General features: G+C 49.5%; 31 protein-coding genes and 2 pseudogenes. 12 read left to right on the top strand and 21 right to left on the bottom strand.

The window, feature by feature from the left end; genetic code table 11:
- Nucleotides 1-116 precede the first annotated feature (116 nt).
- Together MGLY_RS13610 and MGLY_RS13605 are read left to right on the top strand one after the other, a co-directional pair.
- Nucleotides 117-1,310: an MFS transporter gene (locus MGLY_RS13610; protein ID WP_156274653.1), complete on the top strand. Its 1,194-nt coding sequence runs from the start codon at nt 117-119 to the stop codon at nt 1,308-1,310.
- Between the two features lie 106 nt (nt 1,311-1,416).
- Complete coding sequence (locus MGLY_RS13605; protein WP_156274651.1) at nt 1,417-1,629, top strand: DUF5320 domain-containing protein; 213 nt, start codon at nt 1,417-1,419, stop codon at nt 1,627-1,629.
- On the opposite strand, the gene MGLY_RS13600 is transcribed toward MGLY_RS13605, so the two are convergent.
- Nucleotides 1,626-2,033: a PadR family transcriptional regulator gene (locus MGLY_RS13600; protein WP_156274649.1), complete on the bottom strand. Its 408-nt coding sequence runs from the start codon at nt 2,031-2,033 to the stop codon at nt 1,626-1,628. The genes MGLY_RS13605 and MGLY_RS13600 overlap by 4 nt on opposite strands.
- Before the next feature lie 111 nt (nt 2,034-2,144).
- On the opposite strand from MGLY_RS13600, the gene MGLY_RS13595 reads away from it, so the two are divergent.
- The 3 genes from MGLY_RS13595 to MGLY_RS18880 are packed head-to-tail and all read left to right on the top strand — an operon-like array spanning nt 2,145 to nt 3,447.
- Nucleotides 2,145-2,627, top strand: coding sequence for a permease (locus MGLY_RS13595; protein ID WP_156271896.1), 483 nt, complete (start codon nt 2,145-2,147; stop codon nt 2,625-2,627).
- Entirely contained in the window at nt 2,624-3,166 is a 543-nt protein-coding gene (locus MGLY_RS13590; RefSeq protein WP_156271898.1) for a permease, read from the top strand. Before MGLY_RS13595 ends, MGLY_RS13590 begins: the two co-directional genes overlap by 4 nt.
- 59 nt (nt 3,167-3,225) lie before the next feature.
- Nucleotides 3,226-3,447, top strand: coding sequence for a cupin domain-containing protein (locus tag MGLY_RS18880; protein ID WP_422880116.1), 222 nt, complete (start codon nt 3,226-3,228; stop codon nt 3,445-3,447).
- Here the strand turns inward: MGLY_RS18880 and MGLY_RS13580 are convergent.
- From MGLY_RS13580 to MGLY_RS13515, 14 genes and pseudogenes are all read right to left on the bottom strand, one after another.
- Nucleotides 3,444-3,962 carry a (Fe-S)-binding protein gene (locus tag MGLY_RS13580; RefSeq protein ID WP_156274645.1) on the bottom strand — a complete coding sequence of 173 codons (519 nt, stop codon included), beginning with the start codon at nt 3,960-3,962 and terminating at the stop codon, nt 3,444-3,446. The two genes, MGLY_RS18880 and MGLY_RS13580, sit on opposite strands and share 4 nt — an antisense overlap.
- 208 nt (nt 3,963-4,170) lie before the next feature.
- Nucleotides 4,171-4,494, bottom strand: coding sequence for an ArsR/SmtB family transcription factor (locus MGLY_RS13575; RefSeq protein ID WP_246187335.1), 324 nt, complete (start codon nt 4,492-4,494; stop codon nt 4,171-4,173).
- A gap of 161 nt (nt 4,495-4,655) precedes the next feature.
- Nucleotides 4,656-5,192 (bottom strand): flavodoxin family protein, encoded by a 537-nt coding sequence (locus MGLY_RS13570; protein ID WP_156274643.1) that lies wholly within the window; start codon nt 5,190-5,192, stop codon nt 4,656-4,658.
- A 41-nt stretch (nt 5,193-5,233) separates the two neighbouring features.
- Nucleotides 5,234-5,438, bottom strand: a pseudogene (locus MGLY_RS18875) (hypothetical protein); the annotation flags it as partial.
- Between the two features lie 94 nt (nt 5,439-5,532).
- Complete coding sequence (locus MGLY_RS13560) at nt 5,533-6,321, bottom strand: sulfite exporter TauE/SafE family protein (RefSeq protein WP_156276475.1); 789 nt, start codon at nt 6,319-6,321, stop codon at nt 5,533-5,535.
- 131 nt (nt 6,322-6,452) lie between these two features.
- Nucleotides 6,453-7,610, bottom strand: coding sequence for an aminotransferase class V-fold PLP-dependent enzyme (locus MGLY_RS13555; protein WP_156274641.1), 1,158 nt, complete (start codon nt 7,608-7,610; stop codon nt 6,453-6,455).
- 102 nt (nt 7,611-7,712) lie between these two features.
- The gene (locus MGLY_RS13550) at nt 7,713-8,045 is read right to left on the bottom strand and encodes a hypothetical protein (RefSeq protein ID WP_156274639.1); all 333 of its coding nucleotides are present in this window, start codon (nt 8,043-8,045) and stop codon (nt 7,713-7,715) included.
- A 3-nt stretch (nt 8,046-8,048) separates the two neighbouring features.
- Entirely contained in the window at nt 8,049-8,468 is a 420-nt protein-coding gene (locus tag MGLY_RS13545; protein ID WP_156274637.1) for a putative zinc-binding protein, read from the bottom strand.
- 26 nt (nt 8,469-8,494) lie between these two features.
- The gene (locus MGLY_RS13540; RefSeq protein ID WP_156274635.1) at nt 8,495-8,914 is read right to left on the bottom strand and encodes a putative zinc-binding protein; all 420 of its coding nucleotides are present in this window, start codon (nt 8,912-8,914) and stop codon (nt 8,495-8,497) included.
- Nucleotides 8,901-9,773, bottom strand: coding sequence for a putative zinc-binding protein (locus MGLY_RS13535; RefSeq protein ID WP_156274633.1), 873 nt, complete (start codon nt 9,771-9,773; stop codon nt 8,901-8,903). Before MGLY_RS13535 ends, MGLY_RS13540 begins: the two co-directional genes overlap by 14 nt.
- 2 nt (nt 9,774-9,775) lie before the next feature.
- Entirely contained in the window at nt 9,776-10,063 is a 288-nt protein-coding gene (locus MGLY_RS13530) for a 4Fe-4S dicluster domain-containing protein (RefSeq protein WP_156274631.1), read from the bottom strand.
- Nucleotides 10,056-10,433 carry a hypothetical protein gene (locus MGLY_RS13525; RefSeq protein ID WP_156274629.1) on the bottom strand — a complete coding sequence of 126 codons (378 nt, stop codon included), beginning with the start codon at nt 10,431-10,433 and terminating at the stop codon, nt 10,056-10,058. Before MGLY_RS13525 ends, MGLY_RS13530 begins: the two co-directional genes overlap by 8 nt.
- Nucleotides 10,434-10,655: 222 nt before the next feature.
- Nucleotides 10,656-11,614, bottom strand: a pseudogene (locus MGLY_RS18870) (permease).
- Between the two features lie 231 nt (nt 11,615-11,845).
- Nucleotides 11,846-13,660, bottom strand: coding sequence for an IS1634 family transposase (locus tag MGLY_RS13515; RefSeq protein ID WP_156272643.1), 1,815 nt, complete (start codon nt 13,658-13,660; stop codon nt 11,846-11,848).
- 347 nt (nt 13,661-14,007) lie between these two features.
- Between MGLY_RS13515 and MGLY_RS13510 the strand changes: the two genes are divergently transcribed.
- Nucleotides 14,008-15,405 carry an MFS transporter gene (locus MGLY_RS13510; protein WP_246187334.1) on the top strand — a complete coding sequence of 466 codons (1,398 nt, stop codon included), beginning with the start codon at nt 14,008-14,010 and terminating at the stop codon, nt 15,403-15,405.
- 27 nt (nt 15,406-15,432) lie between these two features.
- Complete coding sequence (locus MGLY_RS13505) at nt 15,433-15,906, top strand: putative zinc-binding protein (RefSeq protein ID WP_156274627.1); 474 nt, start codon at nt 15,433-15,435, stop codon at nt 15,904-15,906.
- A gap of 125 nt (nt 15,907-16,031) precedes the next feature.
- On the opposite strand, the gene MGLY_RS13500 is transcribed toward MGLY_RS13505, so the two are convergent.
- A complete protein-coding gene (locus tag MGLY_RS13500) occupies nt 16,032-17,261 on the bottom strand; it encodes an IS110 family RNA-guided transposase (RefSeq protein WP_156274625.1) in 1,230 nt (409 codons plus the stop codon).
- A gap of 446 nt (nt 17,262-17,707) precedes the next feature.
- Here MGLY_RS13500 and MGLY_RS13495 point away from each other — a divergent pair, with 446 nt between their 5' ends.
- Both MGLY_RS13495 and MGLY_RS13490 read left to right on the top strand, forming a co-directional pair.
- Nucleotides 17,708-18,985 carry an IS110 family RNA-guided transposase gene (locus MGLY_RS13495; protein ID WP_156273129.1) on the top strand — a complete coding sequence of 426 codons (1,278 nt, stop codon included), beginning with the start codon at nt 17,708-17,710 and terminating at the stop codon, nt 18,983-18,985.
- Between the two features lie 417 nt (nt 18,986-19,402).
- Nucleotides 19,403-19,777, top strand: a complete 375-nt coding sequence (locus MGLY_RS13490; RefSeq protein ID WP_156274623.1) for a carboxymuconolactone decarboxylase family protein — start codon at nt 19,403-19,405, stop codon at nt 19,775-19,777.
- A 189-nt stretch (nt 19,778-19,966) separates the two neighbouring features.
- Here the strand turns inward: MGLY_RS13490 and MGLY_RS13485 are convergent, their stop codons facing one another.
- The 5 genes from MGLY_RS13485 to MGLY_RS13465 form a co-directional block, all read right to left on the bottom strand.
- Nucleotides 19,967-20,938: a cation diffusion facilitator family transporter gene (locus tag MGLY_RS13485; protein ID WP_246187333.1), complete on the bottom strand. Its 972-nt coding sequence runs from the start codon at nt 20,936-20,938 to the stop codon at nt 19,967-19,969.
- Between the two features lie 54 nt (nt 20,939-20,992).
- Nucleotides 20,993-21,448, bottom strand: coding sequence for an arsenate reductase (thioredoxin) (gene arsC, locus MGLY_RS13480; protein ID WP_156274621.1), 456 nt, complete (start codon nt 21,446-21,448; stop codon nt 20,993-20,995).
- Nucleotides 21,449-21,586: 138 nt separating this feature from the next.
- On the bottom strand, nt 21,587-22,984 hold the full coding sequence (locus MGLY_RS13475) for a B12-binding domain-containing radical SAM protein (RefSeq protein ID WP_170291089.1): 1,398 nt from the start codon (nt 22,982-22,984) through the stop codon (nt 21,587-21,589).
- A 60-nt stretch (nt 22,985-23,044) separates the two neighbouring features.
- Entirely contained in the window at nt 23,045-24,352 is a 1,308-nt protein-coding gene (locus MGLY_RS13470; RefSeq protein WP_211661900.1) for a radical SAM protein, read from the bottom strand.
- Nucleotides 24,353-24,503: 151 nt separating this feature from the next.
- Nucleotides 24,504-24,674, bottom strand: a complete 171-nt coding sequence (locus tag MGLY_RS13465; RefSeq protein ID WP_156274615.1) for a hypothetical protein — start codon at nt 24,672-24,674, stop codon at nt 24,504-24,506.
- A 179-nt stretch (nt 24,675-24,853) separates the two neighbouring features.
- Between MGLY_RS13465 and MGLY_RS13460 the strand changes: the two genes are divergently transcribed.
- From MGLY_RS13460 to MGLY_RS13450, 3 genes are read left to right on the top strand one after another with little or no spacing between them, the layout of a single operon-like run.
- On the top strand, nt 24,854-25,222 hold the full coding sequence (locus tag MGLY_RS13460; protein WP_156274613.1) for a putative zinc-binding protein: 369 nt from the start codon (nt 24,854-24,856) through the stop codon (nt 25,220-25,222).
- Nucleotides 25,223-25,233: 11 nt separating this feature from the next.
- Nucleotides 25,234-25,584 (top strand): ArsR/SmtB family transcription factor, encoded by a 351-nt coding sequence (locus MGLY_RS18865; RefSeq protein WP_156274611.1) that lies wholly within the window; start codon nt 25,234-25,236, stop codon nt 25,582-25,584.
- A 14-nt stretch (nt 25,585-25,598) separates the two neighbouring features.
- A complete protein-coding gene (locus MGLY_RS13450; RefSeq protein ID WP_156276469.1) occupies nt 25,599-26,378 on the top strand; it encodes a DUF169 domain-containing protein in 780 nt (259 codons plus the stop codon).
- Nucleotides 26,379-26,380: the final 2 nt, after the last annotated feature.

The raw sequence follows: 26,380 nt of genomic DNA, 5'->3' as shown, positions 1-26,380 counted from the left end.
TTTCCTTTTTCGCTTAAACTAACTTTTAGCGAACTTTTTTCTTGACAAATTGCTTGGGGCTTGCTATGTTATATATGCGTTTATTCCTATATTGTTTTTTAGGAGGTTATTTGCAAATGAAGCGCAACACCCTTATCCTCATCCTCGGCCTGGCAGGATTTACCGTTATGGCCGACAACTGGGTGGTTTCACCCATCCTGCCGGCTATCGCCCGTTCTTTAAATATTGAACCTGTCCGGGCCGGCCTGCTGATTACCGCCTACATGATCCCCTTTGGCCTGTTCCAGCTAATCTTTGGCCCCCTGGCCGACCGTTACGGCAAGCGTCAAGTTGTCAACCTGGCCATGGCTCTGTTCACTGTAGGAACAGGCCTCAGTGCCCTGGGCTTTAGCCTCACCGGCTTGGCCGCGTACCGCGCCCTGACCGGCATCTTCGCCGCCTCGGTAATGCCCATCTCCCTGGCCCTCATCGGCGACGTGGTCCCCCTTCAGGAACGGCAAGCGGCCATTGGCACCTTTATGGGAATTTCCTTCCTTGGCCAGGGGCTGAGCATGGCTATCGGCGGGACCATCGCCTATTTCCTAAGCTGGCGGGGAGTTTTTGCCGCCTACGCCATCCTGGCCCTGGTATCCACCCTGTTGCTTTATACCCTCGGTAGCCGGATACCCTCGGTACGCAACCCCAGAAGCCAGTTCTTCGCCCCTTACCTGCGCCTTTTGAGCAACTCTACCAGCGCGCCTGTCTACCTGGTAGTGCTGCTGGAGGGTATTCTAATCGTCGGATCTTTCTCTTACCTGGGAGCCTATATTGCCCAGACCTATCATTATAATAACTTTGTCATCGGCCTGATCATGACGGCCTTTGGTATTGCCGCCGTCCTGTCCGGACGGGCCAGTGGCCCGCTGGCTGCCCGGTGGGGCCGGCGCCCGGTATTGCTGGCGGGCCTGCTGGCGGCCGCTGTAGCAGACGTCCTCTTCTGGACCTATGGCTGGCAACTTTTTATGTTAATACTGGGCGTGGCCCTGCTGGGGTTGGGTTTCATGCTGGCCCACTCTACCCTGCTAACCATCGCTACGGAATTTGCCGCCCGGGCCAGGGGTACGGCCATGTCCCTGGTAGCCTTCGCTTTTATGGGCGGCGGCGGTGTTGGTACAGCCATCGGCGGCCGCCTCATCCATGCTTTTAATTTCAGCCGTTTCTTTGCCCTTTATGCCCTGTGCCTGTTCCTGTTAATTATCCTGGCGGCCCTGGTGGTGAGGTTCAACATAGCCGCCCCGGCCAGGCTGGAACCAACCGGTGATACGCCATAAAAGGCGGGGATACCCCTTGACATGAGCATTAATCAGCAGTATGATGTGGTTAGCTTATATATGTTGATAACATATATAAGCAGATCAAAAAGGAGGGGAAGAAATAATGTGTAACTATGCCGGTTACGGTCATAACCGTGGACATGATTGCGGCCCGCGGTGGGGATGTTGCTGCCATGGCCATCACCACGGAGGCTTCCACCGCCACTTTTTAACTGCTGCGGAGAAAAAAGCCCGCCTGGAGGAGTACCTCAAGGAGCTGCAGGCCGAAGTAAAAGCCGTGGAGGAAAGGCTGAAGGAACTGGGCGAAGGGGCTTAATTCCCCTTCTCCATCTCTTTGTCCTGCCCAAAAATGTCTTCGTAACGCCGCAAGAAGGTTTCCAGGGCGGCTTTATTGCGCCGGATGGTCACCGCCCAGTCATGGAGGTAATCTATCCCTTCCGGGGTTATCTCATACCGGCGGCGGGCCGGTCCCGGGCCGCCGGTGGACCAGTGGGACCGTACCAGGCCTTCTTCCTCCAGGCGCCTTAAGTTGCGGTAAACGGCCCCGGCATCGGGAACGCCCTCCCATAACCCCAGGCGGTTCATGCTTTCCATCAGCTCGTAACCGTGGGTGGATTTCTCATAGAGCAGCAACAATAAGCAGGGCTGCAAAAAGCCTTCCATGCGGGCGCCGCGACAATCGCAGCGACTGTGATGCCCGCCGGGTTCATAACCGCACATGGATTCACTCCCTATCTGCTATTTACATATGTGTGTTAATATACAATAATAGAATAAACCAATAATTCCATCTCGTCAACAAGACGCTATAACCCATAAAGGAGAGAGGCCATGTTTACCCTGCTTCTTTACCTGCTGGCCCTGGGCGGGCTGTTAATTTCTTTTGGGAAAGACCGCCATAAAACCAGGCTGGCTTTAATGAAAGGCTGGAAGGCCTTTACCAACATCTTACCCGACTTTGCTGTCGTCCTAGCCCTGATAGGGATCATGCTGACTTACCTGTCACCTCATACCATTGCCGCCCTGGTGGGCAAAAACAGCGGCTTCCCGGGCATGCTGGCCAGCTCCATAGTGGGCTCCGTTACCCTTATTCCCGGGTTTGTCGCCTTTCCCCTGGCCAAATCTTTGCTCGACCGGGGCGCCGGTATCATGCAGATGGCCGTCTTTGTTTCGACCCTGATGATGGTGGGCGTCGTCACCGCTCCCCTGGAAAGCAGGTATTTCGGTAAAAAAGAAACTATCCTCCGTAATTCTTTGAGCTATGTCTTTTCCTTTATCGTGGCTATGATCATCGGGATGGTGGTGGGAGCGTGAACTTGCTTAACTTAATCAAGACTTACCGCTACTTTTTATTAATCATCCTCTTTGATGTGGTAATAACCGTCTTCCATCCCGGCACCGGCTTGACAATTTTTAAATACACCGCCGGTAACTTTGCCGAGATGCTCGCCATTATCCCGCCGATCTTTCTCCTCCTGGGCCTCCTAGATGTCTGGGTACCGCGGGAAACAATTATCCGCTATCTAGGTGAGGGTTCCGGGCTAAAGGGCATTGTCCTAAGCATAGTACTGGGGGCAGCCGCCGCCGGGCCCCTTTACGGCGCCTTCCCGGTGGCCGCCGTCATGGCGAAGAAAGGCACCAAATACAGCAACATTATCATTTTCCTCTGTTCCTGGTCGACTTTAAAAATCCCTATGTTTCTCTTTGAAATGTCTGCCCTGGGCATAAAGTTTGCCCTGACCCGCTGGCTGGTCAACATCCCCGGGATACTGGCGATTGCTTATATTATCGACCGCCTCATAGGAGCGGAAGACAAAGCGGAATTCTACCGGCGCCAGATGGCAAATCCTTAAACAAAGCCGGTTTTACCAATACACAGTGAAAACCATGCGGTACTGAATTTAAAGCCAGGATAATCGAACTCGAACCCGGAGGAGCAATGCCGGCATGCCAGATGGATAATTATGTAATCTTTTATGTGATTAAGGGCACAGTCATAATAGAAGTTAATGGGGAAAGAACAATCCTGAAAGAAGGACAGGGCCTGATAACTGTGCCCGCTACTATATCAATGCAGACGGAACAAGGGGTTAAAATTATGGGCATCCAAATAACTAAAAATCAGGCCAACTAACCTTCCAGCAACCCCTGCAGGGCGTTGAAGCGTTCACTATTTTCCGGCTCTGCCAGGGGCGGGCAATCCGCCAGGGCGTTTTCACCGGCCAGCAACCTGGCGGCAAAAGCCAGGCAGGTCAACTGGCCGCACCGGCGGCAATTGGTCCCGGGCAGCCATTTGTATATTTGCAGCGCTGTGGGCCTCTCCTTTTTGGTGAATAAAGGAGGGATTTCCTTTTGCCGCCGGTGGGTATTGTTGATTAAATCCTTGAGCCAGTCCAGCACCTGGAGGGCGTCCGTCATATTGACCGCTTTGGCCATGGTAAGCTTGCGGGGGTAAAGGGTTATGAGCCGAAACTCTTTCATAAAGGTCAGGTTTTTAGCGTAATGGTTATATACGGCATTCTTAATCACGGTATTGAGGTAGGGTAATAACTCCTCAATGTCCTGGCTCAAAACCGCCTGCAGGCGGATCTTTTCCGCATCGGCCAGGCAGGTCTCCACTTTGGTGACGTCTATCTTTTCCAGAAACACAGGTGCTGCCTCCCATATCTCTATTGCTGCCTGAATCCTAGTACAACAGAGATAGTTTATTGGCAAAATTAAGAGCCATCCGGTCTCCAAAGTTTTTTAACGATGCGATCTATAGGCATCGCTTAAAAAGCCTTTAACAAACGTCTCCTTATGTTTTGTTATGTTTTTGTTGTTCACTCCGACATGATTAGGAAGTGATTGTTATTTACTATGTTTTATTAGACTTCTGCGTTAGACTAGTATTAATAATGAGTTTATCACTAATAATTTCTTCGACCAATTTCATTAAAGTAATTATATGGGGATCAGCAATACGATAAAACACCTGCAAGCCCTTTTTGGTTGTATCAACGATATCTTGCTTGCGTAAAATGGCCAGGTGCTGTGAAACATTAGGTTGTTCCAAATCAAGTTCATTCATTAATTCACATACGCAACGCTCATCATAGAACAAAAGATTTATTATTCTTACTCTCGTTGGATGGGCCAGGGCTTTAAAAAACTCAGCCTTCATAAAATCAATGCCTTTCATAAACATGCCCCCTTCCCAGTTATAAATTCTTATAATAGTATCTCAAGCCCTAGCCTCTATTTATCAGGAAATATCAAATCTATTATTTTTAGTAAAACATTTCACCAGCATCTTAAGATTAAACAGCTTTGCCTTTATGGCCCCGGCAAAAATCATATGCTTTATCTATGAAGCAAATGATGTAATTCTATAAAACGTTGAGCAAGTTCTTCCGCAGATTTAATCGCCTGTTTATCGCTGTCAATTTCACCCTGCCGAAAAGCAAAACCATATATCCCTCGATTTGCGGGAATCATTTCGTGTTTTAGAAAAAAGCCGTTAAGCGCGGATATAGCGCCTTCTATCCCATATCTTCGCCCAACTGCAACGGCTCCACCTATCTTATTTTTCAGCAACCCGATGAGACAATGGGTTCGATCCATAAACATTTTTAATTGCGCTGAGACATTGTTAAAATAAACAGGAGTTCCTAAGACAATTCCTTCACATTGTAAAAGTTCAGGAATAATTAAGTCCTGCATTTCATCGGAAATTGTACACTCACCTTTCCCCCGGCAATCCTGGCAAGCTCGGCAAGGTTTTATTTTATAATCTACAAGTTTTATTATTTTCCCGCCCGTAATCTCACGCATAATGTGTAAAAGATATTCTGTATTACTATTTGATCGTGGGCTACCAGATATATATAGCAATTGCATTTTATATCAACCTCTCACTTCAGATCATGGAATTTAAGCTGTCATGGAGGCCCAAAACATACCGTTTCGCTACTACAACCCGGCTTCAGCCCGCAGGGCTCGACCTTGTCCAAGCGCTCCCACGGGAAATCCGGGTCGGGCCGGCCGAAGTGGCCGTAGATGCAAGTCCAGGTCGCAGATAATCGCCCCCGGCCGCAGATCAAAGTGGGCACGGATCGACTCCACCAATCGGCCGTCGCCCACTTGCCTGGGCCGGAGGTTTCTACGCTGTCTGGGTTATCATGCTGCAAAAGTTTTTATCTAAAAAACGACTAATTTACAGAGGCGTATTTAGTGCCGTTTATATATGAATACCAAAGTAGATAAAAATATATTTAAGGGACACATATAAAAACAACAAGCCGAAAAGAAATTTTAAGGTGTTTGAGCTAAATCTGGCTACCAGTTTGGCTCCGTAGATAGCCCCTATGACAGCGCCGATACCCAGCGCGACGGCGACCGGAATATTTACTGTATGCGCCGCCAGTTTAAAAATAGCGCCTACCAGGGCCATCCAGATAAACGAAGCCATGGAAGTACCAATAGCTAATTTCATCGGCGCCTTAAATAGATACAAGTATGACGGCACTAAAGCATAACCGCCGCCAAGGCCAATGATCCCTGTTAAAAATCCGATGATTGACCCCAAAATGCTTTTTTGGGTGGGGCTACCGGGTATTTCCCGGGCCGATGGTAAATTTTGGGTACTATTTGACGGTCGACGCTGCAAACCTTCATAAAGCATCCTTAACGAAACTATGATAAAAGCAATACCTATAATCAGATCGATCAGATCGCCGTAGTTTTTTACGTAATTAAAGACTACCGAACCTATTATTACGCCCAGCACGCCACTATAACCCGTAATCTTGGCAGTCTCTCCTTCTACATTACCCATCTTAATATGCTGAATCGCTCCAGAAGCCGCCGTAAAAACAACAGCCGTTAAAGTGGTTCCCACTGCAATCGCCGGATCAAAATTAAACCCGAAGCGAATAACCGGCATCATCAGAGCGCAACCTCCCGTTCCCAGGAGACCACCCATTATTCCAGACAGGATACCAGTAATTAGATAAATTAAATATACCATTTTAACCCTTCCTTTCATGGTTTTATATTTTATATTTCCTTATTCAAGAATATTATATTCAACTAATGAACATATGTCAAGTTAGCCTCTTAATCCTCTTAATAAAAAGGCTTACATTTTAGAAACCGCCATTAAAGCCAGCCTGTTAATTCTACAATTTCCTTGACCGCCGTTAAAAAGGCATCTATCTCTTCCGCGGTATTAAAATAACTTACGCTGGCCCGCACCGTTCCCCGCTCCAGGGTGCCGATAGTTTTATGGGCCAGGGGCGCGCAGTGCAGTCCCACCCGGACCATAATTTCGTGGCCCTCGTCCAGGGCGTAGGCCACCTCTTCCGGGGCCAGTTCTTTAAGGTTAAAGGAAACCACGCCCACCTTATGTGCCGTTTCCCGGGGGCCATAGACGGTGACGGCGGGTATCTCTTCCAACCCGGTTAGCATCCTGGCCGTCAGGACCTCCTCGTGGGAACGGATACGGCTGATCCCCTGGTTGAGGATGTATTCCACAGCGGCTTTGAGGCCGGCGATGCCGACAACGTTCAGCGTCCCGGCCTCAAAGCGATCCGGCAAATTCTCCGGCATGTACTCCAAACGGGACACCGACCCGGTACCCCCTTCCTTCAGGGGACGCAGGTCGAAACCGGGACGTATATAGAGGCCGCCGGTACCCATGGGGCCGAGCAGGCCTTTGTGACCGGTAAAGGCCAGGAAATCGATATCCAGTTCCCGGACATCGAGGGGATAGACCCCGGCTGTCTGGGCGGCGTCCAGCAGAACAGGCACCCCGTGCCGGTGAGCTGCGGCCGTAATTGCCTCCACCGGCATCACCGTTCCCGTAACATTGGAGGCGTGGGTGCAGGCCAGCAGGCGCGTTTCCTCCCGGAAGGCCGCATCCAACTCTGGCATTAACAGTTCACCGTCTTCCCGGCAGGGCACTGCCGTAATGCTTATCCCGCGCTCCTTCTCCAGGGTTTTCAAACACCGCCAGACGGCATTATGCTCCATAGCCGTAGTAATGACATGATCACCGGGGTTCAACCAGCCCTTGAGGACCAGGTTGATGGCCTCGGTGGCATTAGCGGTAAAAATGATGCGGGTGGCGTCATTAATGTTAAATAACTTCCCCAGTAGCCGCCGGCACTGGAAGACTATCTCTTCCGCCGCCAGGGCGCGGCGGTAGCCGCCCCGGCCGGCGCTGGCCCCTATATTTTTCATAAATTGCTCCATGGCCTGCCAGACCGCCGGCGGCTTGGGAAAGGTGGTAGCCGCGTTATCCAGGTAAATGGCCACTATTTACACCCCCTGTCAGGGCCTTTTTATTCGGCCTTAACTTTTTCCGCAATCTGAAAAAGGGAGGATAACCTACTATCCTCCCTGTCCGGCCCCGGACAACTAAGCAAGAATATTTCCTACTTCTTTTATTATCTCCTCAAAGGGGATATCACCGGCATAGCGGGGCGTGCCGTCGACCACCACCAGGGGCGCCGGGTAAGGGCCGTTGGTGAGGGCCCGCAGCTCTGACGGCACCTGATCTTTGGGTACTGCCCGGAGGTCGATGTAAACAGCCTCCGCCTGGCCGGCAAACTTTTCCTCAAGCTGCTGCTGCAACGCGCCGACCTGCTTTTTAATCGCCGCCGGGGTCATGGCCGCACCGCCGCCACAACCGCAACCGCAGCCGCCCCCGCTACTCGGGTAATCATAAATCTCCACCTTAACTTTAGCCATTGTTTACCCCTCCCGGTTAATTTTATCGACCTGCTCCAGGATAGCTGCCGCTACCTGGTCGACCATGGCTTTTTGCTCTGCTGTAAGCTCCCGGGTGGCTAACGTCCCCTCACCGAGCTTTTCGCCGGCAATGAGGTCCGTAACCACCACCTTGCCGCTAACCGGCCCGCTTAAGACCTCCGTAGCTTTGAGGGCGCAACACTTTTCACAACCGTCAATAGTAATAGTGGGATAATGGCGGGCAAAATGGCGCTCTTCCTCGCCGCCGGCCATAAACAGGGGCAGGCAAATGGTTACGAAATTATAGCCCGGCCTGATGGACCGCAGCACCTTCTGGGTGGCCAGGCGGGAAATGGTTCCCCCGGGGCAGGCCTCACCGCTGCAGGAGATCAGGCCGATGGATATTTTTCCTTCTTCGCTCATGCTTTCTCCTCCCCACCACGCGTTTATTACTCTTCTCCGGCGTCATACCAGCGGTCGACTTTAGCGGCCAGGTCGGCGGCCAGCTCCTCGGCGATCTGCCACCCTGCCGCCGTCAGGTGGGCGGCCGTCCCGGCATCAACGCCCCGGTGGTTGCGGAAAGCGTCCACGGCGCGGACCATTTCCACCACCCGGCCGCCGGCGTGCTCGACATTCTTGGCCGCGCAGAGTTTCGGGCAGCCGTCCACGGTAATGCACCTGGCGCCGGCGATCTCCTTCCTGGCCTCATTGTCGCCATAAACCAGAAGGGCCAGGCACATGGTCGCCGCTTTATCGGGCCGCAGCTCTTTTACAGTCTTCAGTACTGCTTCCCGGCCCAGGAGGCCGTACATCTTGCCGATACCGCTGCAGGGGATCACGTAAACTTTGCGGGAGTTATTTTCCGGCATTAAAATCAGCCACCTTTTCCTTTAAAACTTCCAGATAGCGCCGCCCGTCCAATAAAAATTCGCGGTCAGCCTCAAAGTTGGTCAGTTCCAGTTCGGCAATCCAGCCCTTTTCATAAGGGTTTTCATTGATGAGTTCCGGCGCCTCCAGGATGGCTTCATTAATGGCTACCACCCTGCCGGTAACCGGGGAAACCAGTTCATAAACCGCTTTGGCCGACTCGATGGTACCCATCTCGCCGAATTGCTCCACTTCCGTACCCGGATCAGGGGGCGTGACAAAGGTAATATCGGAAAGGTTTTGCTGCAGGTAGTCGCTGATGCCTACGCGGCCCCTGTTCCCCTGGACCTGGACCCAGCAGTCGTTCTCGTTGAAGTAAAAGCCTTCCAGGGGTACCCGGAAGATAAACTTATCGTGGCGATGGATGGCGTATTCCAGCGGGCCGGCAAAAAGGCCGGCGTTTTCTCCCGGCGCCCGGCCGGCTTCCTGTTCCCTGAGTACAGGCTGCCAGGACCGCCAGACATCCTCCACGAAGGCCGCCGCCCCTGCCCCCACCCGCCAGTCCGGGCCGGGGTTATAATCCCTCTTTTTAGCTTCTTCGGCCATGGTTATCTTGCGATATATCTTCAGGTCGTTGTTGGCGGCGATCCGGCTGGCGCAACGGGTGGCGCAGCCGTCGATGACCACCAGGCTGCCTTCCCGGAGAAGAGGAGCATAACGGGACGGCGCCGTCTGGTAAAGCACCGGGCAGATAATCTCGCTCCCGGTGGCCGCCGCCATTTTCAGGGCCAGTTCCCGGGCCAGGCAGCCGGCTTCTTTATCCAGGCCGTTACAGGGCAAGATAACATACTTTGCAGCCATAACTATTTACCCCCTTCGTCCTGGCGCAGGGCCTTGATTGCTTCCAGGACCTGGGATTTCTCGGGAAAGGAAATGGCATCCGGCCCGCAGGTCTTGGCGCAGGCGCGGCAAAAGACGACGCAGTTTGTGGGATTAGCCACGATAAGCCGGGGCTCTTCCTCCCGCATTTCATATACCTTATGGGGACAGAATTTAGCGCACTCCAGGCAGTAGTTGCACCTGGTATAATCAATCACCGGCGCCCAGGTAATCTTTTCCCGCGGCACGCCCATAAAGGTGTTTTCAGCCATTGGCCCGCGCCTCCCAATCCGCCAGGGCGCCGGCCACTTTCTGGAAGGCTTCCTCGGTGGTCAGGTCGCGGATGTCCAGGGGGTAAAAATCGGTCTTTAAGTCCATCCCGGCTGCCGCCAGGGCGTCCCGGAACATTTTATTCTGCATGTTAGGGGCACAAGCGGCAATCATGACCTTGCGGTGGGCCTTGAGGAAGTCGGCCAGGAAGCGGTCGCCATCCTCCTCGCATAACTGGGGGTGGATAAAACCATACTCCACCGGTAACTCCACCCGCACCCGGTTGATGAAGTCCCAGATGTCCATCTTGGCAAACCCCGGGCACTTGCCGGTGCAGACGCACATGATTAAACCTGGCTTTTTTTCAGGCATATTTGTTTCTCCTTTCCTTTAGTTTCTCTGGCAGTTTGTTCCGTTTATCTTTTGACAGGTTTATTATATAACTTTCTACTTATTTGTCAAGGTTATTATATACCATTATACTAATATATTGGGCGCTCTTTCCCTTTTACTTCATGCTTTGGATTAGGGGGACTTGCGCACAATACCAATAAAGCAGACGGTAAATCTCCAGGCCGCCAACCGGGATGGCACCTAAATTATGGCATTAAACAGGTAACCCACCATCATGATGGCTACGGCAATAATACCGACAAAGATGGCAATCAGTTTAGGCTTCAGCACCTTGCGCAGGATAATCATTTCCGGCAAGGAGAGGGCCGTAACTGACATCATAAAGGCCAGGACCGTGCCCATGGCCATACCCTTTTCCATTAATGCCTGTACAATGGGAATGGTACCGGCGGCGTTGGACTATAAGGGTACCCCAATAGCTACCGCTATGGGTACGGCGAGCAGGTTGGAAGGTCCGGCATAGCGTACCAGCAGGTCCTCCGGCGCATAACCATGGATGAAGCCGCCAATGGCAATGCCAATGACCACATATAACCATACCCGGCATAAGATGTCCTTCATATAATTTAGGGCATACTGGTAACGATCAACCCACGTCAACTCCCTTTCCTGGGTTGCTACCAGACCGCCGAACTTGATCTGATAAACATAGCTTTCCACTTCATTTTCTAGGTGTAGTTTGCCAATAACAATCCCGCCGGCAATTGCCACCAGGAGGCCGCTGCCAATGTAAAGAGCGGCGATTCGCCAGCCGAACATCCCCCAGAGCATTACCAGGGCTACCTCATTAACCATCGGCGATGAAATCAAAAAGGAAAAAGTAACCCCCCAGTGGTACCCCGGATTCTACAAAGCCGATAAATACCGGGACTGCCGAGCAGGAACAAAAAGGTGTTACAATTCCCAGTATGGCGGCCAGAATATTGCCCCAGAATTTATGCTTGCGGTTTAAAATCGCCCTGGTCTTTTCCGGCGGGAAAAAGCTGCGTAACAAGGATACCAGAAAAATAATGACCGCAAGCATAAAGAGAATTTTTAACGGTATCATAAATAAAAAAGTTAAGGGCTTCTGCCAGGCGCGTTCCTGGTGCCAGGTGCAAACCATCGTATACTAGAAAATCTACCAGCCGTTTAAACATCTTCCTTACTCCCTTTCGCTTTATTTAATCCCTGCATGAGCGCCATTCTAAATTTATATTCGTATATCAGCATATATAGTTTAGGGCTTGAGCTCTTTTTTGTCAAGGAAAAATAAAACACGGTATACAAGTCAAAGAATATTATTAACCCAACTTTGACACCGCCCCTTAAAAATCAAGGGGTCCATAGGGACAATTGTCACTACAACCCCTTTCTGGGGCTCTTAGTGGCTACCTGAAGGTTAAAATTTTAGGTGGAAGTGGAAGGCCCAAAATTTTTAACAATTCACTCTGGCTTTGTCCGGGCTGGGTGATACTATAAATCCGCTTATCAAGAAACTGCTGGTCAACAGCCTTTATCTCTTCTAATAATTCCAGGATACGGCGGCCGCTTTTATGGGCAACCTTCCAGCGGCGTAACTCTCTTTCTTGACTTTCAGGATCAGGGATTTGTTTCGCCTTAAAAATCTCATCTTCAATATATCGGCGATGTATCACCTCCAGCCATTTTTCAAAGAGATAAGCCAGCACACATATAAAGATGTGTCCCTTAACCCGACTTTCGTTGTAGTGGTAGATAGGCCTCAAGCGAATGAAGTCCTTGATATGGCGAAAGGCGGTTTCTACCTGGAGCAGGTTTTTATAGGCGGCAATTACCTCCTCAGCTGGCAGGTCAGCATTAGTCTGGATTAAAAATTTGCCGTCCCGCAAAGCCTCTTTAGCCAGAGCCGGCTCATTAATTTCAAAGTTGAAAGACTTGCCGTCATAAGTAATATCAAAAATTGGAGCAAGGCCCTTCTTGTTAAGGATAGCAGCTGCTTTAAGCATGACTCCTTTTGTGGTAGGCTTGCGCCCCCGCCGCGGGGTTTCCCGGGCCAGCCTGTCTTTCAGCTCTTGCAATTTTATCCTGGCTTCTTCTATCGCTTTGACCCGAAATTCATAATCCTCTTGGGCTTTGAGAGGATTGTGGCAAAGGATATAGCGAACCGGAGGCTCGAAGTTTTCCTTTTCTTCCTCTTCTCCCTCTACCAAGTTTTCTTTAGGGGGAGCCTGTACCTGCTCTGGTGGTACTTCCACATAAAAGAGGGGGTTATCGCCGTCTATTAGCTGGTATTCTTCGAGGTTTTGGTACCTGGCCAGTAGTTCATCGCTCACTTCCCGGCCGCGTTTATGAAAGCCCAGGATATAACGGAAGTTAGCCTCCTTGAGTTCTTCTAAATTATGACTGGTCAGCATACCCCGGTCGCCCACGAAAATACAGCTCTTGATGGCAAACTTTTGCTTAAGTTGTTCGATGGCGCCAGCCACGGTTACTTTATCAGGTATATTACCTTCAAATACCTGGTGGGCAATAGGCATGCCTTCCGGAGTCACCAGGAGGCCAATATTAATTTGCCGGCAGTCCGGCCGGTGGTCGCGGGAATAACCGAACCTGGCCAGGGGGCAATGGGTACCTTCAAAGTAGCTGCTGGTCAAGTCGTAAAACACCAGGTTAAGCTGATAACTCAAGAGATCCGTAAGCCGGTTGTACAAGTGGCGTTCCAGATAATCCTTCATTTCTTCCAGGACGTCAAGAGTACGGTAAAAATGATGCAACTCAGGCTGTTTCTCTTCCAGTTCCGGCAGGTAAATTTGCCTTAACCATTGGGATACTCCAAGCTTGCTTTTAGGAGCGATGAGGCGGTTTAAAATCATAATCTTGGTGCATAAGGCCACATCCATCTCTACTTGACGATTTTGGAGATAGTTTTTAAAGAAGGCGTCCAGGTCCAGTCGCTCCCAGAAAAAATTCACCACATAGGGGATACCATAATGCTTGGTGCCGAAGGTCTGGAGGTCCTTAACAGTGCCCAGCTCATCTTCCTTAAGGAATTCCCGCAGTTTATTAATAAGCCGCTGTATCTCTTCCTGGGAATACTGGTCGATGTTGCCTAAATGCCCAACCTGGCGCTGTTTTACCTTGCCTTTTTCCCGGTAGGATTCTACCAGGACCAGATAATGGTAGGTATGGCCGCCGCGCCTGGTAGTGATAATACGGGGGAACAAAGGGGCATCACCTCGGTTATCGTCATTACTATTATACCAAGAGATGCCCGGCGTGAAAATACTCTAAGGCAGATTTGTTTTCACTACGTTTTGCCGACTTCGGTAGAGAAAGATCGTTGATATTACTAGTCTTGGTGGTCTTTAAGCCCTTGAAATAGAAGTTTTAGTGTCAAAGTTGGGTATTAAATACAGAGATAATAATAGAGATATAAAGCCGAGCCTTTAAATAGCCATAAAAACTTTGGTTATTGATTTAATCAAGCAACCATACCTGGATTTAACCTTTTACATTTTAATATTTTTATGCTAATCTACTTATATAATTAATATCTAATGGGGTGAGCCAAATGTCCATCGGAGCTATGGGCGGTGAAACCAGGACTTATGCTAAAAATAAATGGATCCTGGCCACGGTGGCCATCGGCGCCTTTATTTCCACTTTTGACGGCGGCGTGATTAATGTCGGGCTGCCGACCATCGCCAGCTATTTTCAGAGTAATATCAATACCGTCCAATGGGTTACCTCCGTCTACCTGTTGACTATGTCTGCCCTGCTCTTGATCTTCGGCACCATGGCCGACGCTTACGGCCGCCGCCGTATTTATAACGCCGGTTACTTTGTCATCACCATTTTCACCCTCTTTTGCGCTTTTGCCGCCAGTATCGGGATGCTCATTTTTTTCCGAGTCTTACAGGCTGTGGGCGGGTCGATGGTCATGGCCAACGGCATGGCGATAGCGACAGAAAATTACCCACCAGAAGAGCGCGGTAAAAACCTGGGGTTATTAGGTACTGTAGTGGCCATCGGCAGCCTAGCCGGGCCGCCCCTGGGAGGTTTAGTGATCGGCTGGATGGGCTGGCGGGCCGTCTTCTTTTTAACTTTCCTGGTAGCCCTGGCCGGCTTCCTGGCCTCGGCGGTAACAATACCCCGGGATAGGCGCTTAAAAGAAAGATTGAACTTCGATTATATCGGGGCCCTGGCCGTCATTATCGCCATTGTAACCTTCATTTACGGTTTTTCCAATGCCAATGTTTACGGATGGACCAGTCCCATAATTCTTTGTAGCATTATCCTCTTTGTAGCCAGCAGCCTGTTTTTGATTTTTTACGAACGCCGCCGCGCCAATGCCATACTCGATTTCCAGCTCTTTAACAACTGGACCTTTACCTCGTCGATCATAACCGCCCTGGTATCTTTTATTACCATGTACTCTCCGACTGTTTTGATACCCTTTTTCTATCAGAAAGTGTTGGGCTTTACTCCCCAGAAAGCCGGTTTCTTAATGATGGCTTTCCCGGCGGCCATGGCCATTACCGCCTCTTTCAGCGGCTGGCTTTCCGATAAAATCGGTTATGTCCTCTTGACCACCACCGGGCTGGTATTGAACGGCCTGGCCCTGGTTGCCCTGGCCAACATCAGCCTGCAAACGCCCTTAGCTTTGATAATCATTTATATCGCCGCTATGGGCGCCTCCCTGGGGATGTTCCAATCCCCGAACAATAGCTGCGTTATGGGTAGTGTACCCAAGAACAAGCTTGGTGCCGCCACGGGTATCAGCCAGTTAATCAAGAATTTAGGTATGGTTATCGGTATTACTTTTTCCGTTGCCATCTTTAGCTCGCGAATGGCCAGCATGTCCGTTGAATACAACCTGGCGTTTGTCAAGAGTATGGGCTTTGTCTATTACTTGGCAGCCGTTTTAAGTTTTGCCGGGGCCGTTATTTCCTCCCGGCGTGGTAAATAAACTAAACTAACGCAAGGTGGGATAGTCATGACACAACATGAAAATTGGTACCTGCCCTATATGGATAAAAAGGTAAAGGGCATTGAAGTGGTGGAACGCCCAGCACCGGTAGCTGTTTTTTACTGTGCCGGTGCCTCAAATGTGGGCCAGAGTACGGTGCTGGGCAGTAACGAGGCTGCCCGGCGCCTGGGATATGACCGGGCCGCCCTCCTGTGCCTGGCCAGTATCTCGGCCGGTTTGAAGAATATCAGCCGCGCCGCGGCTGAAGCCAAAGGTATCGTGGCCGTAGACGGTTGCCCCATGCAGTGTGCCCGGCGTACCCTGGAGAAGGCCGGGTTTAACGTCGAGGAGAGCCTGGTGGTTACCCGGGACTGCAATGTACCCAAATCATTTATCCTGGAGGACGCTGCCGCTATTACCAACGTCGCCGACACCATTGTTGCCCGGGTGGAAAAAATCGAAACTGGCCGGGCAGCAGTTAGTGATTATGACCCGCGGTAAAATGTCAAGACCTTGAACTGGAAATTTTAATGTCTCAAAATGTAAAAAGGCAATAAGAACCAAGCCGGCAAAGCAAAACAATAATTACCAGCACGAACAGTAAAAGACAGTTGCAAAAGAAATGTTTAACCCAACCTCCTTTGCCGGTAGATTTGGCCCTCACTCAGCAGCGTGAAGACCATGCGCACAAGCTTGCGGGCAGTCAAGACCAGGGCACGTTTATGGTGATGATGCCTGGCTTCGGTAAATTTCTTACGGTAGAACGCGGCATATTCCGGCTCCCGCACCCGGACGGAATTAGCCGTCTCAATGAGGTGGTACCGTAAGTAATAATTACCGGACCTGGCGAGGGGGATATCCTCGGCAGAAAACTTGCTGGACTGATGCTGCCGCCAGGTCAGGCCCGCGAATTTAGCAAGGGCATTGTGGTTCTTAAACCTGGAGATGTCACCAATTTCGGCTACAATGCCGGCGGAGTAAACCGGCCCGATACCAGGAACAGTATCTAATGTTTGGGGAATGGCTTTTATTTCTTTAGCATTGACTTGGTCGATTTTCTTCTGCTGGGTTTCAAAGAAGCGGATGGTTTCCAGGGACATGGCCAGGGTAACATCAACAGCATCCCGCATTTTAGGGTTTAAACGGTAGGAATTGCGGGCCGCCTGTTTAATAACTCTGGCCATCTCCGGGACATCCTTCAAGCGGTTATTACCGTGCTCAAGGATCATGTCGACCAGTTCTTCCACCGGCATATTAGCAATTTCATCAGGGGTGAGGTTGCCAACGACAGCCCGGGAGGCCTGCCCGAACAAATTGGAGAAGGGACACTCCTTCTGGTAGGTAGAAAACTTAAGGAATATCAGATTGAGGGCCCTATTCTTCTCACGAGTGAGGTTACTGACCAGGTGATAGCGAAACCGGGTAAGCCGTTGCAAAGGAGCATAGGTCATATCAGGAGGGGGTGTTGGACGTACCCGTCCAAACCGCAAGCAATCAGCAATAACCCGGGCATCCAAGGCGCCGGTCTTAGCCATATCCGGGTAGATAAGCTTAAAGCCGTCAATCACCTTGGGGTTAATCACCGCTATTTCCGCAGCAAATGCCGAGAGTTCAGGAGCCTCATGCAGGGCCTGGGAAAGGTGCCACCAATAGAGGTTAGTGGCCTCCATGCCAATCTCAATCTTATCAGCATCAAGTAACTCAGCTTCAGCAACAATCCTTTCCACAAGCCTTTCAGCCCCGGGGAGGTCGTTAGAAACGCTAAAACCGCAGACATCTTCGCCGGTATCATCAAGGATGCGCACCACATTGGTGTCGGACCCTATATCGATACCGACAAAAAGGGTTTTTCCCATAGCAAAACACCTCCTTTCCCGGGGATTTAGCAAACCAAAATTGGGGTATCCCTAGGAACCTGACGTAACAGCAACCTTGCTGATGAGCACCGACCCTTAAGAGACTGGTGCGCAGCTCCTTGCTGAAGGGAGAACCTCTAAAGGGCGTGCGACCCGCGCGTAAGCGGTTGCCGCCAGGCCCGGGGAGCAGTCTTACCAAGCACTTTAGGAAGTGCAGGAGGAACTGAACTGCCCCGCCATCGGTTCTACCGTGATTGTCCCAGAGGATACCTCAAATATACCTCAAAGGTCAAACACTAATAAATGACCAACTGGAAATTTAACCGTTGGTCATATCATACAAGCATTCCTGTAATGAATTAAGGTAGGTGTTGCCAATAAAAAAGCCTCCTGGTAAAAAAATAATAGACCAAAACAAACAAACCCACCAGGAGGCGAGAAACCGAATGAATGAAGTGCAAAAGAAATTACTGGTCCATGGAGAAGTGATAATTGTCGGTATCGACGTAGCCAAGCACAATCACTGGGCACGGATCTATAACCAAATCGAACTGGATGTGGTCAAACCCTTCAAGTTTCATAATAGCAAAGAAGGCTATTATCGTCTAGTGGCAAAAATGGAAGAAGCCAAAGAAAAAGCCAGGGCAACAAAAGTAGTAATCGGCATGGAGCCCACCGGCCACTACTGGAAACCCTTAGCATGGTTTCTCCAGGAGCAGGGTTATACAGTAGTGATAGTCAATCCCTATCACGTCAAAAGGCGGAAAGAGGAAGTAGATAACTCCCCCACCAAGAACGACCGAAAAGACGCCGGGATAATAGCCAAAGTAGTCAAGGACGGGAATTTCCTCCACTGCCTTTTGCCCAAAGGAAAATATGCCGAACTAAGGAACCTGACCGTAACCCGGCGGCAGCAACGCCGGAAACTAAACAGCGCCTTAAACCAACTCCAGGCCATCCTGGACGAATACTTCCCCGAGCTGGGGCAAGTATTCAAAAACCTGTTAGGCAAAGCAGCCCAATGGGTCTTAAGGAACTGTCCCTTCCCCAGGTTAATATTAGCCTATAAACTCGAAGAATTAGCCACTGCATTAAAAGAAGCCAGTAACCACCGGGTAGGGATGAAAAGAGCCCAGGCCCTCTACCAGACGGCCCAGGGGTCCATAGGAGTAACCGAAGGATTAACCGGAGCCCAACACAAGCTAAACGCCTGCCTGGACGAAATAGCCTTTTACCAGAAGCAAATCGAGCAAACAGAAGCAGCCATGGCCGATATTTTGGCAGGAATAGATATCGCAGGCAATTTATTAAGCATCCCCGGTATAGGCCTGGTAACAGTAGCCGGCTTTTTAGGCGAAATAGGCGATCCCCAAAATTACGAGCACTGGAAGCAAATCCAAAAACTCGCCGGACTGAACTTAAGCGAACAAAGTTCCGGGCAGAAGAACGGGCAAAGCAAAATATCCAAACGCGGGCGAGCCGAATTAAGGAACCTGTTATACCAAGCCAGTCTAACTCTAGTAGCCAAGAACCGTGAATTTAAAGCGTTGTACCACTACTTCCTGACCAGGCGGGAAAACCCCTTAAAGAAAAAGCAGGCCTTAATAGCCATAGCCGTAAAATTGCTACGGGTGATGTACGGCCTGGCCAGGAAGAAAGAAAACTACGACTCTGACAAAGTGTTAGGCGACTATCGCCGCGCCCAATTACAGCAAGCAGCTTAAGTAAAAACCCAAACACAAGGTAAAAAGTCTTGGGTGGGGGAAGCCATATCATCTCCATAAGGGCATAGACCCTGCTTGTAAGTACTGGCACAACCCACCCGCCCTCAAAAGGCCGAACGAAGGAATGAAACAGGGCATAGACCCCGGGAGACATGATAGGGTAGCCGAGGGCAAGAAGTGGTGAGGGTAACTGCCCAAGACTTAAAGATTAAACCATCGTCTTGTTGTTGTGGACGATGATGGAGGCTTAGTCTGCCCTTTTGGACTTCATCATAAAAAATGAAAATCTAAGAGAGCAGGAGATTTAACGAGCTAGAAGCAAATTATTGAGATAGGAGGTGGGGATACTGAAAATAGCTAACGATGGCAAGGCAAACAGTTAAATAAAGAAAATCTAAAGATGGAGGCTGAAAACAAATGAGCAAAGGCGTGGATAATCTCAATATTGAGGAATTGCTGGCTAACATGGCCCGGGAAATAGGCGGCGAGCCCAAGCCGATGAAATTTTTGGCGCAACTGCGACCGGACATGGTTTTTGAACATGCCCGCAGCAAACAGTTTGCCGCCTCAGGACAGGCTATCCTGGAAAAGTATAAAGCCCTGATCAGTGTCGCTGTAGCAGCAGCCATGGGATCTGAAAGCTGTACCTTAACCCAGGCTAAAATTGCCCGCCCCCGGGGGGCAACCGCAGAAGAAATAATCGAGGCCCTGATTACCGCCCGCTTTACTACATCCTCTACTATCTTTTCAACCGCAGTAAACGCTCTGGAAATGCTTGCCCAGGAGAAATAACCTTGACACAAGCCCTAACACTTTGCCAAAAAGGGTTACAAGCAATAAAAAACACAAGGAAAAGGGGCGTAATACCCCTTCTTCCTGCTATCCTCGTTAGAAGACATTATCGTACAACCCGCTAGAGGAGACTTCTCATGACAGTCGCAAGTATACCCCGGGACATTTTGCTTTCCAAGGGTTACAAGTTCAAATGAGTTGACTGCGGGTATCACGAACAAGCCCCGTCCCAGGACAGCCTTCATATTCCATCTGGAGCATGACGTGTTGGATGCCGAATTTGTCACGCAATGTGGCTTCCACTTCCCGGCGCAGCTTTTCCGATTCACTGATAGATATATCCTTATCCAGGTCGATGTGGCCTTCGAAATTAATCTGTCGCTCCCCGAGCTGCCAGACATGGACATGATGCAGGTCGCGGATACCCGGCAGGCTCTTGACAGACTTATAAATTTCCTCCAGCTTCACGCCCTTTGGCGTGCCTTCCATTAGAATTTGAACTGTATCAGAAACAATTTCGTAACTTTCCTTCAAAACATACAGACCGATTAATATTGTCAAGAGGGGGTCTATCCAGGTGATATGCCAGAAATAGATCGCCATACCGCCAGCTGCTACAGCCACTGAAGATAAAGCGTCGGAGAATAAATGGAGGTAAGAAGACCGCACATTCAGGCTCCGGCCGGCATCGCGCCGCAGGAGAAAGACCGCCAGGGTGTTAGCTAATAACCCGACGACCCCAACACCTACCATCAATGAGCTATTGATAGCCTGGGGATGTAGTAAGCGGGTTGCCGATTCCTTAAAAAGCAAAAGGGAAATCGCTATTAACACGGCGGAATTGAACAGGGCGGCCAGAATCTCCAGACGCTGAAAGCCGAAGGTTTTTTCCAGCGTTGCCCCCCGCCGGGAAAAACGTAACGCCGCCAGGCTGATGGCCACGGCCGCCGCATCACTTAAGTTGTGCAGGGCATCGGAAACCAGGGAAAGGCTTCCCGCCAGTAAGCCTCCGACTATTTCCACAACGGTAATAAGCAGGTTTAACAGCATCGTTAGCACCAGGTTCCGGCCGTTTACCGTTCCTGTTTCCAGATGGCTGTGGTGATGATGGTGATCATGGTGATGCAGACGCCTATCATTGTTATGCTCATGATTCTCCACTTTTTACCCACCTCGTCCTGTTTCGTAAGATTATATTACTTTATTCTTTATTACTTATATACTATCTTTAAGATCACTTCTTGTCAACCGAAAAATATCTTTCAGGAGCTGGGTCACCCTTTCCCGGATCTCGTCCCGAACGGTACGGAAAACCGCCATTATTTCCTCCTCATCTCCTTCGGCCTTGGCAGGGTCGCGGAGGGGCCAGTGCTCGCGACGAATGGTCGACGGGGTCACGGGACATTTGTCACGGGCATCACCGCAGAGGGTGACAATCAGGTCAGCCTTGCTTAAGATTTCCGGATCGATGGGGTCGGAGGCTTGCCGGGAAATATCGATGCCGGCTTCCGCCATAACCGCCACGGCGCGAGGGTTCAGACCGGCCGGCTCGATGCCTGCACTATAAACTTCCACTTTGTCCCCGCCCAGGGCCCGGGCGAAACCTTCAGCCATCTGACTGCGGCAAGAATTGCCGGTACAGAGAAAAAGAATAACGGGCTTCTTTTGCATGAATATGATGCCTCCTCTAACTACCCGGCAATGTCTAAAAGACACCGTCTACGCTCATGTTTTTGGGTAGCCATAATATTTCTCTTTTAATACCACTACTATTTACTCATGGTTAGACCAGTTTATCCTCCCGTAACCCTATGGCCAGTAAGATGCTGCCCTGGCGAAACGGCGAAAAGACCGCCATATTTTTATAAGGTGACTGATGGAAATGTCTCGCCTTAAAATAGCCTTTATTGCCCCCCAGGCATTATTTCTTACTAAATCAAACCGGTGGTAGGCTGTAGCATAAAGAGAGGCAAATTGCTGGTAAAATATCGACGGCGGCAACCCGGTGGGCAGAACGGCATGTAAGAGATCAAATTGTTCCCAGTTGGTAAAGCCCAGTTTATTGCTTACCTGGTCATACAGTTCGGTACCGGGCAGGGGGGTCAAAATAGAAAACGAGGGCGTTTGAATGCGCTTTTCTATAATATACTGCCGTAACTGCTCAAAATCTTGTTCAGAAAAATCGGGGTCAACGATAAATGAGGCAATAACATTAATCCCGCGGCTTTTGAGCATCGCCAGGGCCTTTTCGTTATTACGTACTGAATTATGCTTTTCTACCTGCTGCAGGGCTTCTTCAGTAATCTTTTCAAAACCGATAAAGACGGAAGTCAAGCCAATTTCCTGCCATAAATCGATGACTTCCGGGTGGTTGACAATGGTATCACTCCGGGCCTGGAAGATATAATTTTTCTTCACGCCCTGTTCCTTTAATTTTGTGCCAATAGCCATGGCTCGTCTTACGTCAGCCAAAAAATTATCATCGGTTATTAAAACCCGGCGGGCGGGCAGAACAGCTATTTCCTCAACCGCACGTTCCACGCTTTTACGCCGGCATTTGCCTTGATAGAAACGCCACACACTGCAAAAATTGCAGTGAAAAGGGCAGCCACGCGCCGTCTCAACGGCGCTAACCGGTTTAGCCAAACCTAAAAAATATTTATTTATATAAGGCTTTATTAAATGCCGCGCTGGAAGGGGTAAGATATCCAGATCATCAATTAGGGGCCGGGCGCAAGTGGCAAACTGACGATTATGATGGTTGATAATCAGCCCGGCCACCTGGGTCAGATCGCCTTCTTTGGCCCAGCAATTAACGAGTTCCACGGCAGTTATTTCGCCCTCGCCGATTACCAGGCAGTCTATGGCCGGGTCCTTGAAATCCGCAGGGTTTAATGAGGCGTGATGCCCGCCAACAAAAATTTTAATTGCAGGATTTGTATCTTTAATTGCCCGGGCAATGGCCAGGGTACGATAAACGTCGATGGTAAAAGAGCAGTTAATACCGCACAACTGCGGTTGATAAGTCTGGAGCGCCTTAGGCAAATCGGCAGGATTAAATAAATCGACAATGGCTACCTGATGGCCTTCTCCTTCCAGAGCTGCAGCCACCATCTCCAGGCCCAGAGGCTCAATAACCGCCAGGTCCTTAAACCCCAGCCCTTTACCCGGGCGCGGTTGAATGAGCAAGATATTATACTTCTTCATAGCTCCCATCCTGCCCTTCCCGGTTTTCAGGTTTAACTATTGTCGCTTGCCCGCTTACTGTTACCCGGAATATTTTTCCCACAATTCATCAGCAAGCTTTCCCCAGGCGGAAGCATAGTCCATCAGGGAATCGGCCATAACTTTTGCGTTCACAGCATGACTCTGGGTGTTAATAGCCCCTGTTTCCGCGATAATATCTGCCAGAGACTGGGGGTTATCAATTAACGGGCACGGTCGCAACATATTGGAATTAAAAGGCTGGCGTTTCTGATAAGCCCGCATTAGCGGCGAGCGCAGGGCTTCGCGCAGGGATACGTCGCGAATATTAACCGTACTGTAGTGAATAAAGGCGCAAGGTTCAACCTCACCGGCAGCATTGATATGGAAATAGCGCCGCCCGCCGGCTATGCAACCACCGGTAAGCGCGCCATCGTTCCAGAAATCAAAAACTGCTATCGGCTTTGTTTGCCGCCAGGTTTGGACCCTGGAGAACATTAAGGCCCTTTGCCACGGTGTGGCCATCAACTCCAGATCGGCATCGCGTCCTACCGGCACATACGTAAAAAGCCAGCCAAATAAGCATCCCTTATCTATCATTAAATCAACAAAGGCATCGCTGGCAATAGCTTCGGTATTTTCGCGGGTATACGTTGCGGAAAAGCCGAAGGGAATACCCCGCTCCCGCAAGATGTCCATAGCCCGCATTACTTTTTTATATACCCCTTTTCCGCGGCGTTCATCTGTCTGTTCTTCAAAACCCTCCAAACTGATGGCAAAAGTCAGGTTGCCAAGGGTCGCTACATTATCAGCCATTTGTTCACTTATCAAAGTCCCGTTGGTATAAACATGAAAGACCATTTCCGGGAAAGTAGAGGCCAGATACAGGACATCGCTCGTCCTCACCAGCGGCTCGCCACCAGACAATACCAAAAAGTAGATCCCCAGCTCCTGGGCTTCTTTTAACAAGCGTTCAACCAAATCCAGTTCTAATTGATAACCCTGTTCATAATCCCCGGCCCAGCAGCCGCGGCAGCGCAGATTACACCGCGCAGTAAGATCCACAAGAATCGCATAAGGAACATTAAAATCTTCTTTTTCCGATATAGCCCGTTGCCTGGGAATACCAATTAGCCAGGAATTTAATAAAAAATTGGTGATCACTTTCTGGCGCGCCCTGGGATTTAACTCCTTAAAAACCCGCATTACTAATTGATGCCAGTTGCTCTCCGGGTCGCTTAAGACATCTTTGGCCCTACGAATCTGATCTTTATGTACCGGATGCGGCGCCAGGTGCTCGGCCCAATTTAACAGCTTGGCAAGGTTTTTCTCCGGTTCCCGTTCAATGTAACTGAGCCCTTGCTTAACCAAAGCCTCGCCAAAAAAGAAATAGCCGTTTTCATTGTCCTCCCTCCATAAGTTGATAACTAATTAATTTTTTGGTTATATTATATTATGGTGATTTTAAAAGTCAAGGGGATTTTGCTGCCATCTTCTTATTAAAACCTTCTAACTCGCCCTCCTACCTTTCGGGTTGCATCAGCACTCCCGCCAGGCAGGGAATTTTTTTGGGTATCTTGGGGGCGATTTTCTGCAATACGAATTCCAGGGCCTCTTCGGCATCTTTATCCAGGCAGATGCGTTGCAGCATTAGCTGCTCTTCCTCGTTGAGGGCAATCAAAACTTTACCCATGGTACCAGCTCCTTTGCTATAATTCCGCTATAATAAAGTAGCTTATTATTATTTTCCTATAAAGGCACATTATAAACAACATCAATTCATTTACACTTTCTACTTGACAATTCCTAAGCTAAAGTTTATTATACTTATATACTGATATACGTATATATATTTTTTAGGGGGAATTAAAAATGGCTACGCGTAAATTAGGTATTCTACCCTGTCAGGGCGCCTGTAATGTGGGAAATATGACTCATAAAGTAGCCCTCAAATTTGTAGACAACGAAAAAATCAGCATGGTATGTTCCCTGGGTCTTCCTCTGGCAATTCCTTCAATCATTGATATGGCCAAGGCCAATGACCATTTTATTGCTTTAAACGGTTGTCCCATGAAGTGTTCCTCTAAAGCCCTTGATAAAGTAGGCATTACTGATTATGAAGAAATTGTCCTGACCGGCGATTTCGGCATTGCTAAAAACAAAAACTTCGCCGATGAAACAGGTATGGACGAAGTGGAAGCAAAGGTAAAAAATAGCATAGAAAAGTATTTTGCAAGCTAAGAGAGTGAGCTATGGACCGTTTACAGGAGTTATTCAAGATCTTGGCTGATGAAACAAGGCTGAGAATTTTGCTGCTGCTTTACCGCAAAGAGCTGTGCGTCTGTGAAATATCCAATATATTACAGGTTTCTCAACCCAAAGTTTCTAGGCACCTCGCCAAATTGCGGGATTTAGGATATGTAAGGGACGAGCGGCAAGGGCAGTGGATTTTTTATCATCTAAGGATTGACAACCAGTTATCCAAAGAGATTTTAGAAAAAATCATTTCCCATATTCAAGAGTATCCCGCCGCCCTTAAGGACCTGGAAAGGCTCTCGGAAATGGAAAAAAATAAAAGATTGTGCGAGAGGAAAAATTTGTAAAGGGAGGGAACATGATGGCCGGTCCTGCCGAATTGGCTTCGAAAATGAAAGAAATCTTAAACCTCAAAAGGGAACCGGTAGGCGTTAAATTTATCAAGGATGCGGATAAGCAGGTCCTTAAAGATCAATATGACGGGGAAACCAAAACCAGATACTGCCAAGCATTGATGCGAGCGGGAAACGGTGAAAAGATACTGATAACGGCCGAAAATATCTCCTGCCCGGCCTCGGCAGCCGCCTTTGGCTTAAAGCCCTTGCCGGAAGTACTAGCAACAGGCCAGATGCTTTACAACATGGGCCTTTTTGCGACTCCAGAAGCAGGCAAGAATGCCATGGGCGGCATGACCAGGCTGAACCCGGGAGAATACCGGGGCGTTGTTTTAAGCCCGCTGGCAAGTATTGAAATCCAGCCGGATGTCGTGGTAGTGGAATCCTTGCCAGAGCATCTCATGTGGCTGGCACTGGCTTCTATCTATGAAACCGGCGAACGGCTAGAATTTAACTCGGCAATATTCCAGGCAACATGCGTTGATGCAACGGTAATCCCCTTTGTGACAGGAAAAATAAATTGCAGCCTGGGTTGTTTCGGTTGCCGGGAGGCGACCAACATTGAAGACAGCGAAAATTTATTAGGAATACCCTTTGGCCAACTGAATGGTATTGTTGAAAATCTCGAGAAATTATCTTGCAAACCGATGATTAGGGCCAGATCCAAGCAAGCCTTTCATTCCTTCACCCGAGTTCGACAGTTGCTAGGCAAAAATGACTGCTTTTCAGATGAAGAACCCTTATAAAT

Origin of the sequence: Moorella glycerini, from assembly GCF_009735625.1 — a bacterium.
GTDB lineage: Bacteria > Bacillota > DSM-521 > Neomoorellales > Neomoorellaceae > Neomoorella > Neomoorella glycerini.
This window is presented reverse-complemented; position numbering and strand designations above follow the sequence as displayed.

Excerpts from the sequence above, each read along its gene's own strand:
- MGLY_RS13550 (WP_156274639.1), bottom strand. The coding sequence starts at position 8,045 with ATGGCTAAAGTTAAGGTGGAGATTTATGATTACCCGAGTAGCGGGGGC.
- MGLY_RS13570 (WP_156274643.1), bottom strand. The coding sequence starts at position 5,192 with ATGCAATTGCTATATATATCTGGTAGCCCACGATCAAATAGTAATACA.
- MGLY_RS13465 (WP_156274615.1), bottom strand. The coding sequence starts at position 24,674 with ATGGGTAAAGTTTTGATTGCCCTCAACGAGGAAGAGCAGCTAATGCTG.
- MGLY_RS13475 (WP_170291089.1), bottom strand. The coding sequence starts at position 22,984 with ATGAAGAAGTATAATATCTTGCTCATTCAACCGCGCCCGGGTAAAGGG.
- MGLY_RS13495 (WP_156273129.1), top strand. The coding sequence starts at position 17,708 with ATGAATGAAGTGCAAAAGAAATTACTGGTCCATGGAGAAGTGATAATT.
- MGLY_RS13605 (WP_156274651.1), top strand. The coding sequence starts at position 1,417 with ATGTGTAACTATGCCGGTTACGGTCATAACCGTGGACATGATTGCGGC.
- MGLY_RS18865 (WP_156274611.1), top strand. The coding sequence starts at position 25,234 with ATGGACCGTTTACAGGAGTTATTCAAGATCTTGGCTGATGAAACAAGG.
- MGLY_RS13500 (WP_156274625.1), bottom strand. The coding sequence starts at position 17,261 with ATGGGAAAAACCCTTTTTGTCGGTATCGATATAGGGTCCGACACCAAT.
- MGLY_RS13525 (WP_156274629.1), bottom strand. The coding sequence starts at position 10,433 with ATGCCTGAAAAAAAGCCAGGTTTAATCATGTGCGTCTGCACCGGCAAG.
- MGLY_RS13530 (WP_156274631.1), bottom strand. The coding sequence starts at position 10,063 with ATGGCTGAAAACACCTTTATGGGCGTGCCGCGGGAAAAGATTACCTGG.
- MGLY_RS13540 (WP_156274635.1), bottom strand. The coding sequence starts at position 8,914 with ATGCCGGAAAATAACTCCCGCAAAGTTTACGTGATCCCCTGCAGCGGT.
- MGLY_RS13575 (WP_246187335.1), bottom strand. The coding sequence starts at position 4,494 with ATGAAAGGCATTGATTTTATGAAGGCTGAGTTTTTTAAAGCCCTGGCC.
- arsC (WP_156274621.1), bottom strand. The coding sequence starts at position 21,448 with ATGCAAAAGAAGCCCGTTATTCTTTTTCTCTGTACCGGCAATTCTTGC.
- MGLY_RS13460 (WP_156274613.1), top strand. The coding sequence starts at position 24,854 with ATGGCTACGCGTAAATTAGGTATTCTACCCTGTCAGGGCGCCTGTAAT.
- MGLY_RS13610 (WP_156274653.1), top strand. The coding sequence starts at position 117 with ATGAAGCGCAACACCCTTATCCTCATCCTCGGCCTGGCAGGATTTACC.
- MGLY_RS13490 (WP_156274623.1), top strand. The coding sequence starts at position 19,403 with ATGAGCAAAGGCGTGGATAATCTCAATATTGAGGAATTGCTGGCTAAC.
- MGLY_RS13535 (WP_156274633.1), bottom strand. The coding sequence starts at position 9,773 with ATGGCTGCAAAGTATGTTATCTTGCCCTGTAACGGCCTGGATAAAGAA.
- MGLY_RS13510 (WP_246187334.1), top strand. The coding sequence starts at position 14,008 with ATGTCCATCGGAGCTATGGGCGGTGAAACCAGGACTTATGCTAAAAAT.
- MGLY_RS13560 (WP_156276475.1), bottom strand. The coding sequence starts at position 6,321 with ATGGTATATTTAATTTATCTAATTACTGGTATCCTGTCTGGAATAATG.
- MGLY_RS13600 (WP_156274649.1), bottom strand. The coding sequence starts at position 2,033 with ATGTGCGGTTATGAACCCGGCGGGCATCACAGTCGCTGCGATTGTCGC.
- MGLY_RS13595 (WP_156271896.1), top strand. The coding sequence starts at position 2,145 with ATGTTTACCCTGCTTCTTTACCTGCTGGCCCTGGGCGGGCTGTTAATT.
- MGLY_RS13450 (WP_156276469.1), top strand. The coding sequence starts at position 25,599 with ATGGCCGGTCCTGCCGAATTGGCTTCGAAAATGAAAGAAATCTTAAAC.
- MGLY_RS13545 (WP_156274637.1), bottom strand. The coding sequence starts at position 8,468 with ATGAGCGAAGAAGGAAAAATATCCATCGGCCTGATCTCCTGCAGCGGT.
- MGLY_RS13505 (WP_156274627.1), top strand. The coding sequence starts at position 15,433 with ATGACACAACATGAAAATTGGTACCTGCCCTATATGGATAAAAAGGTA.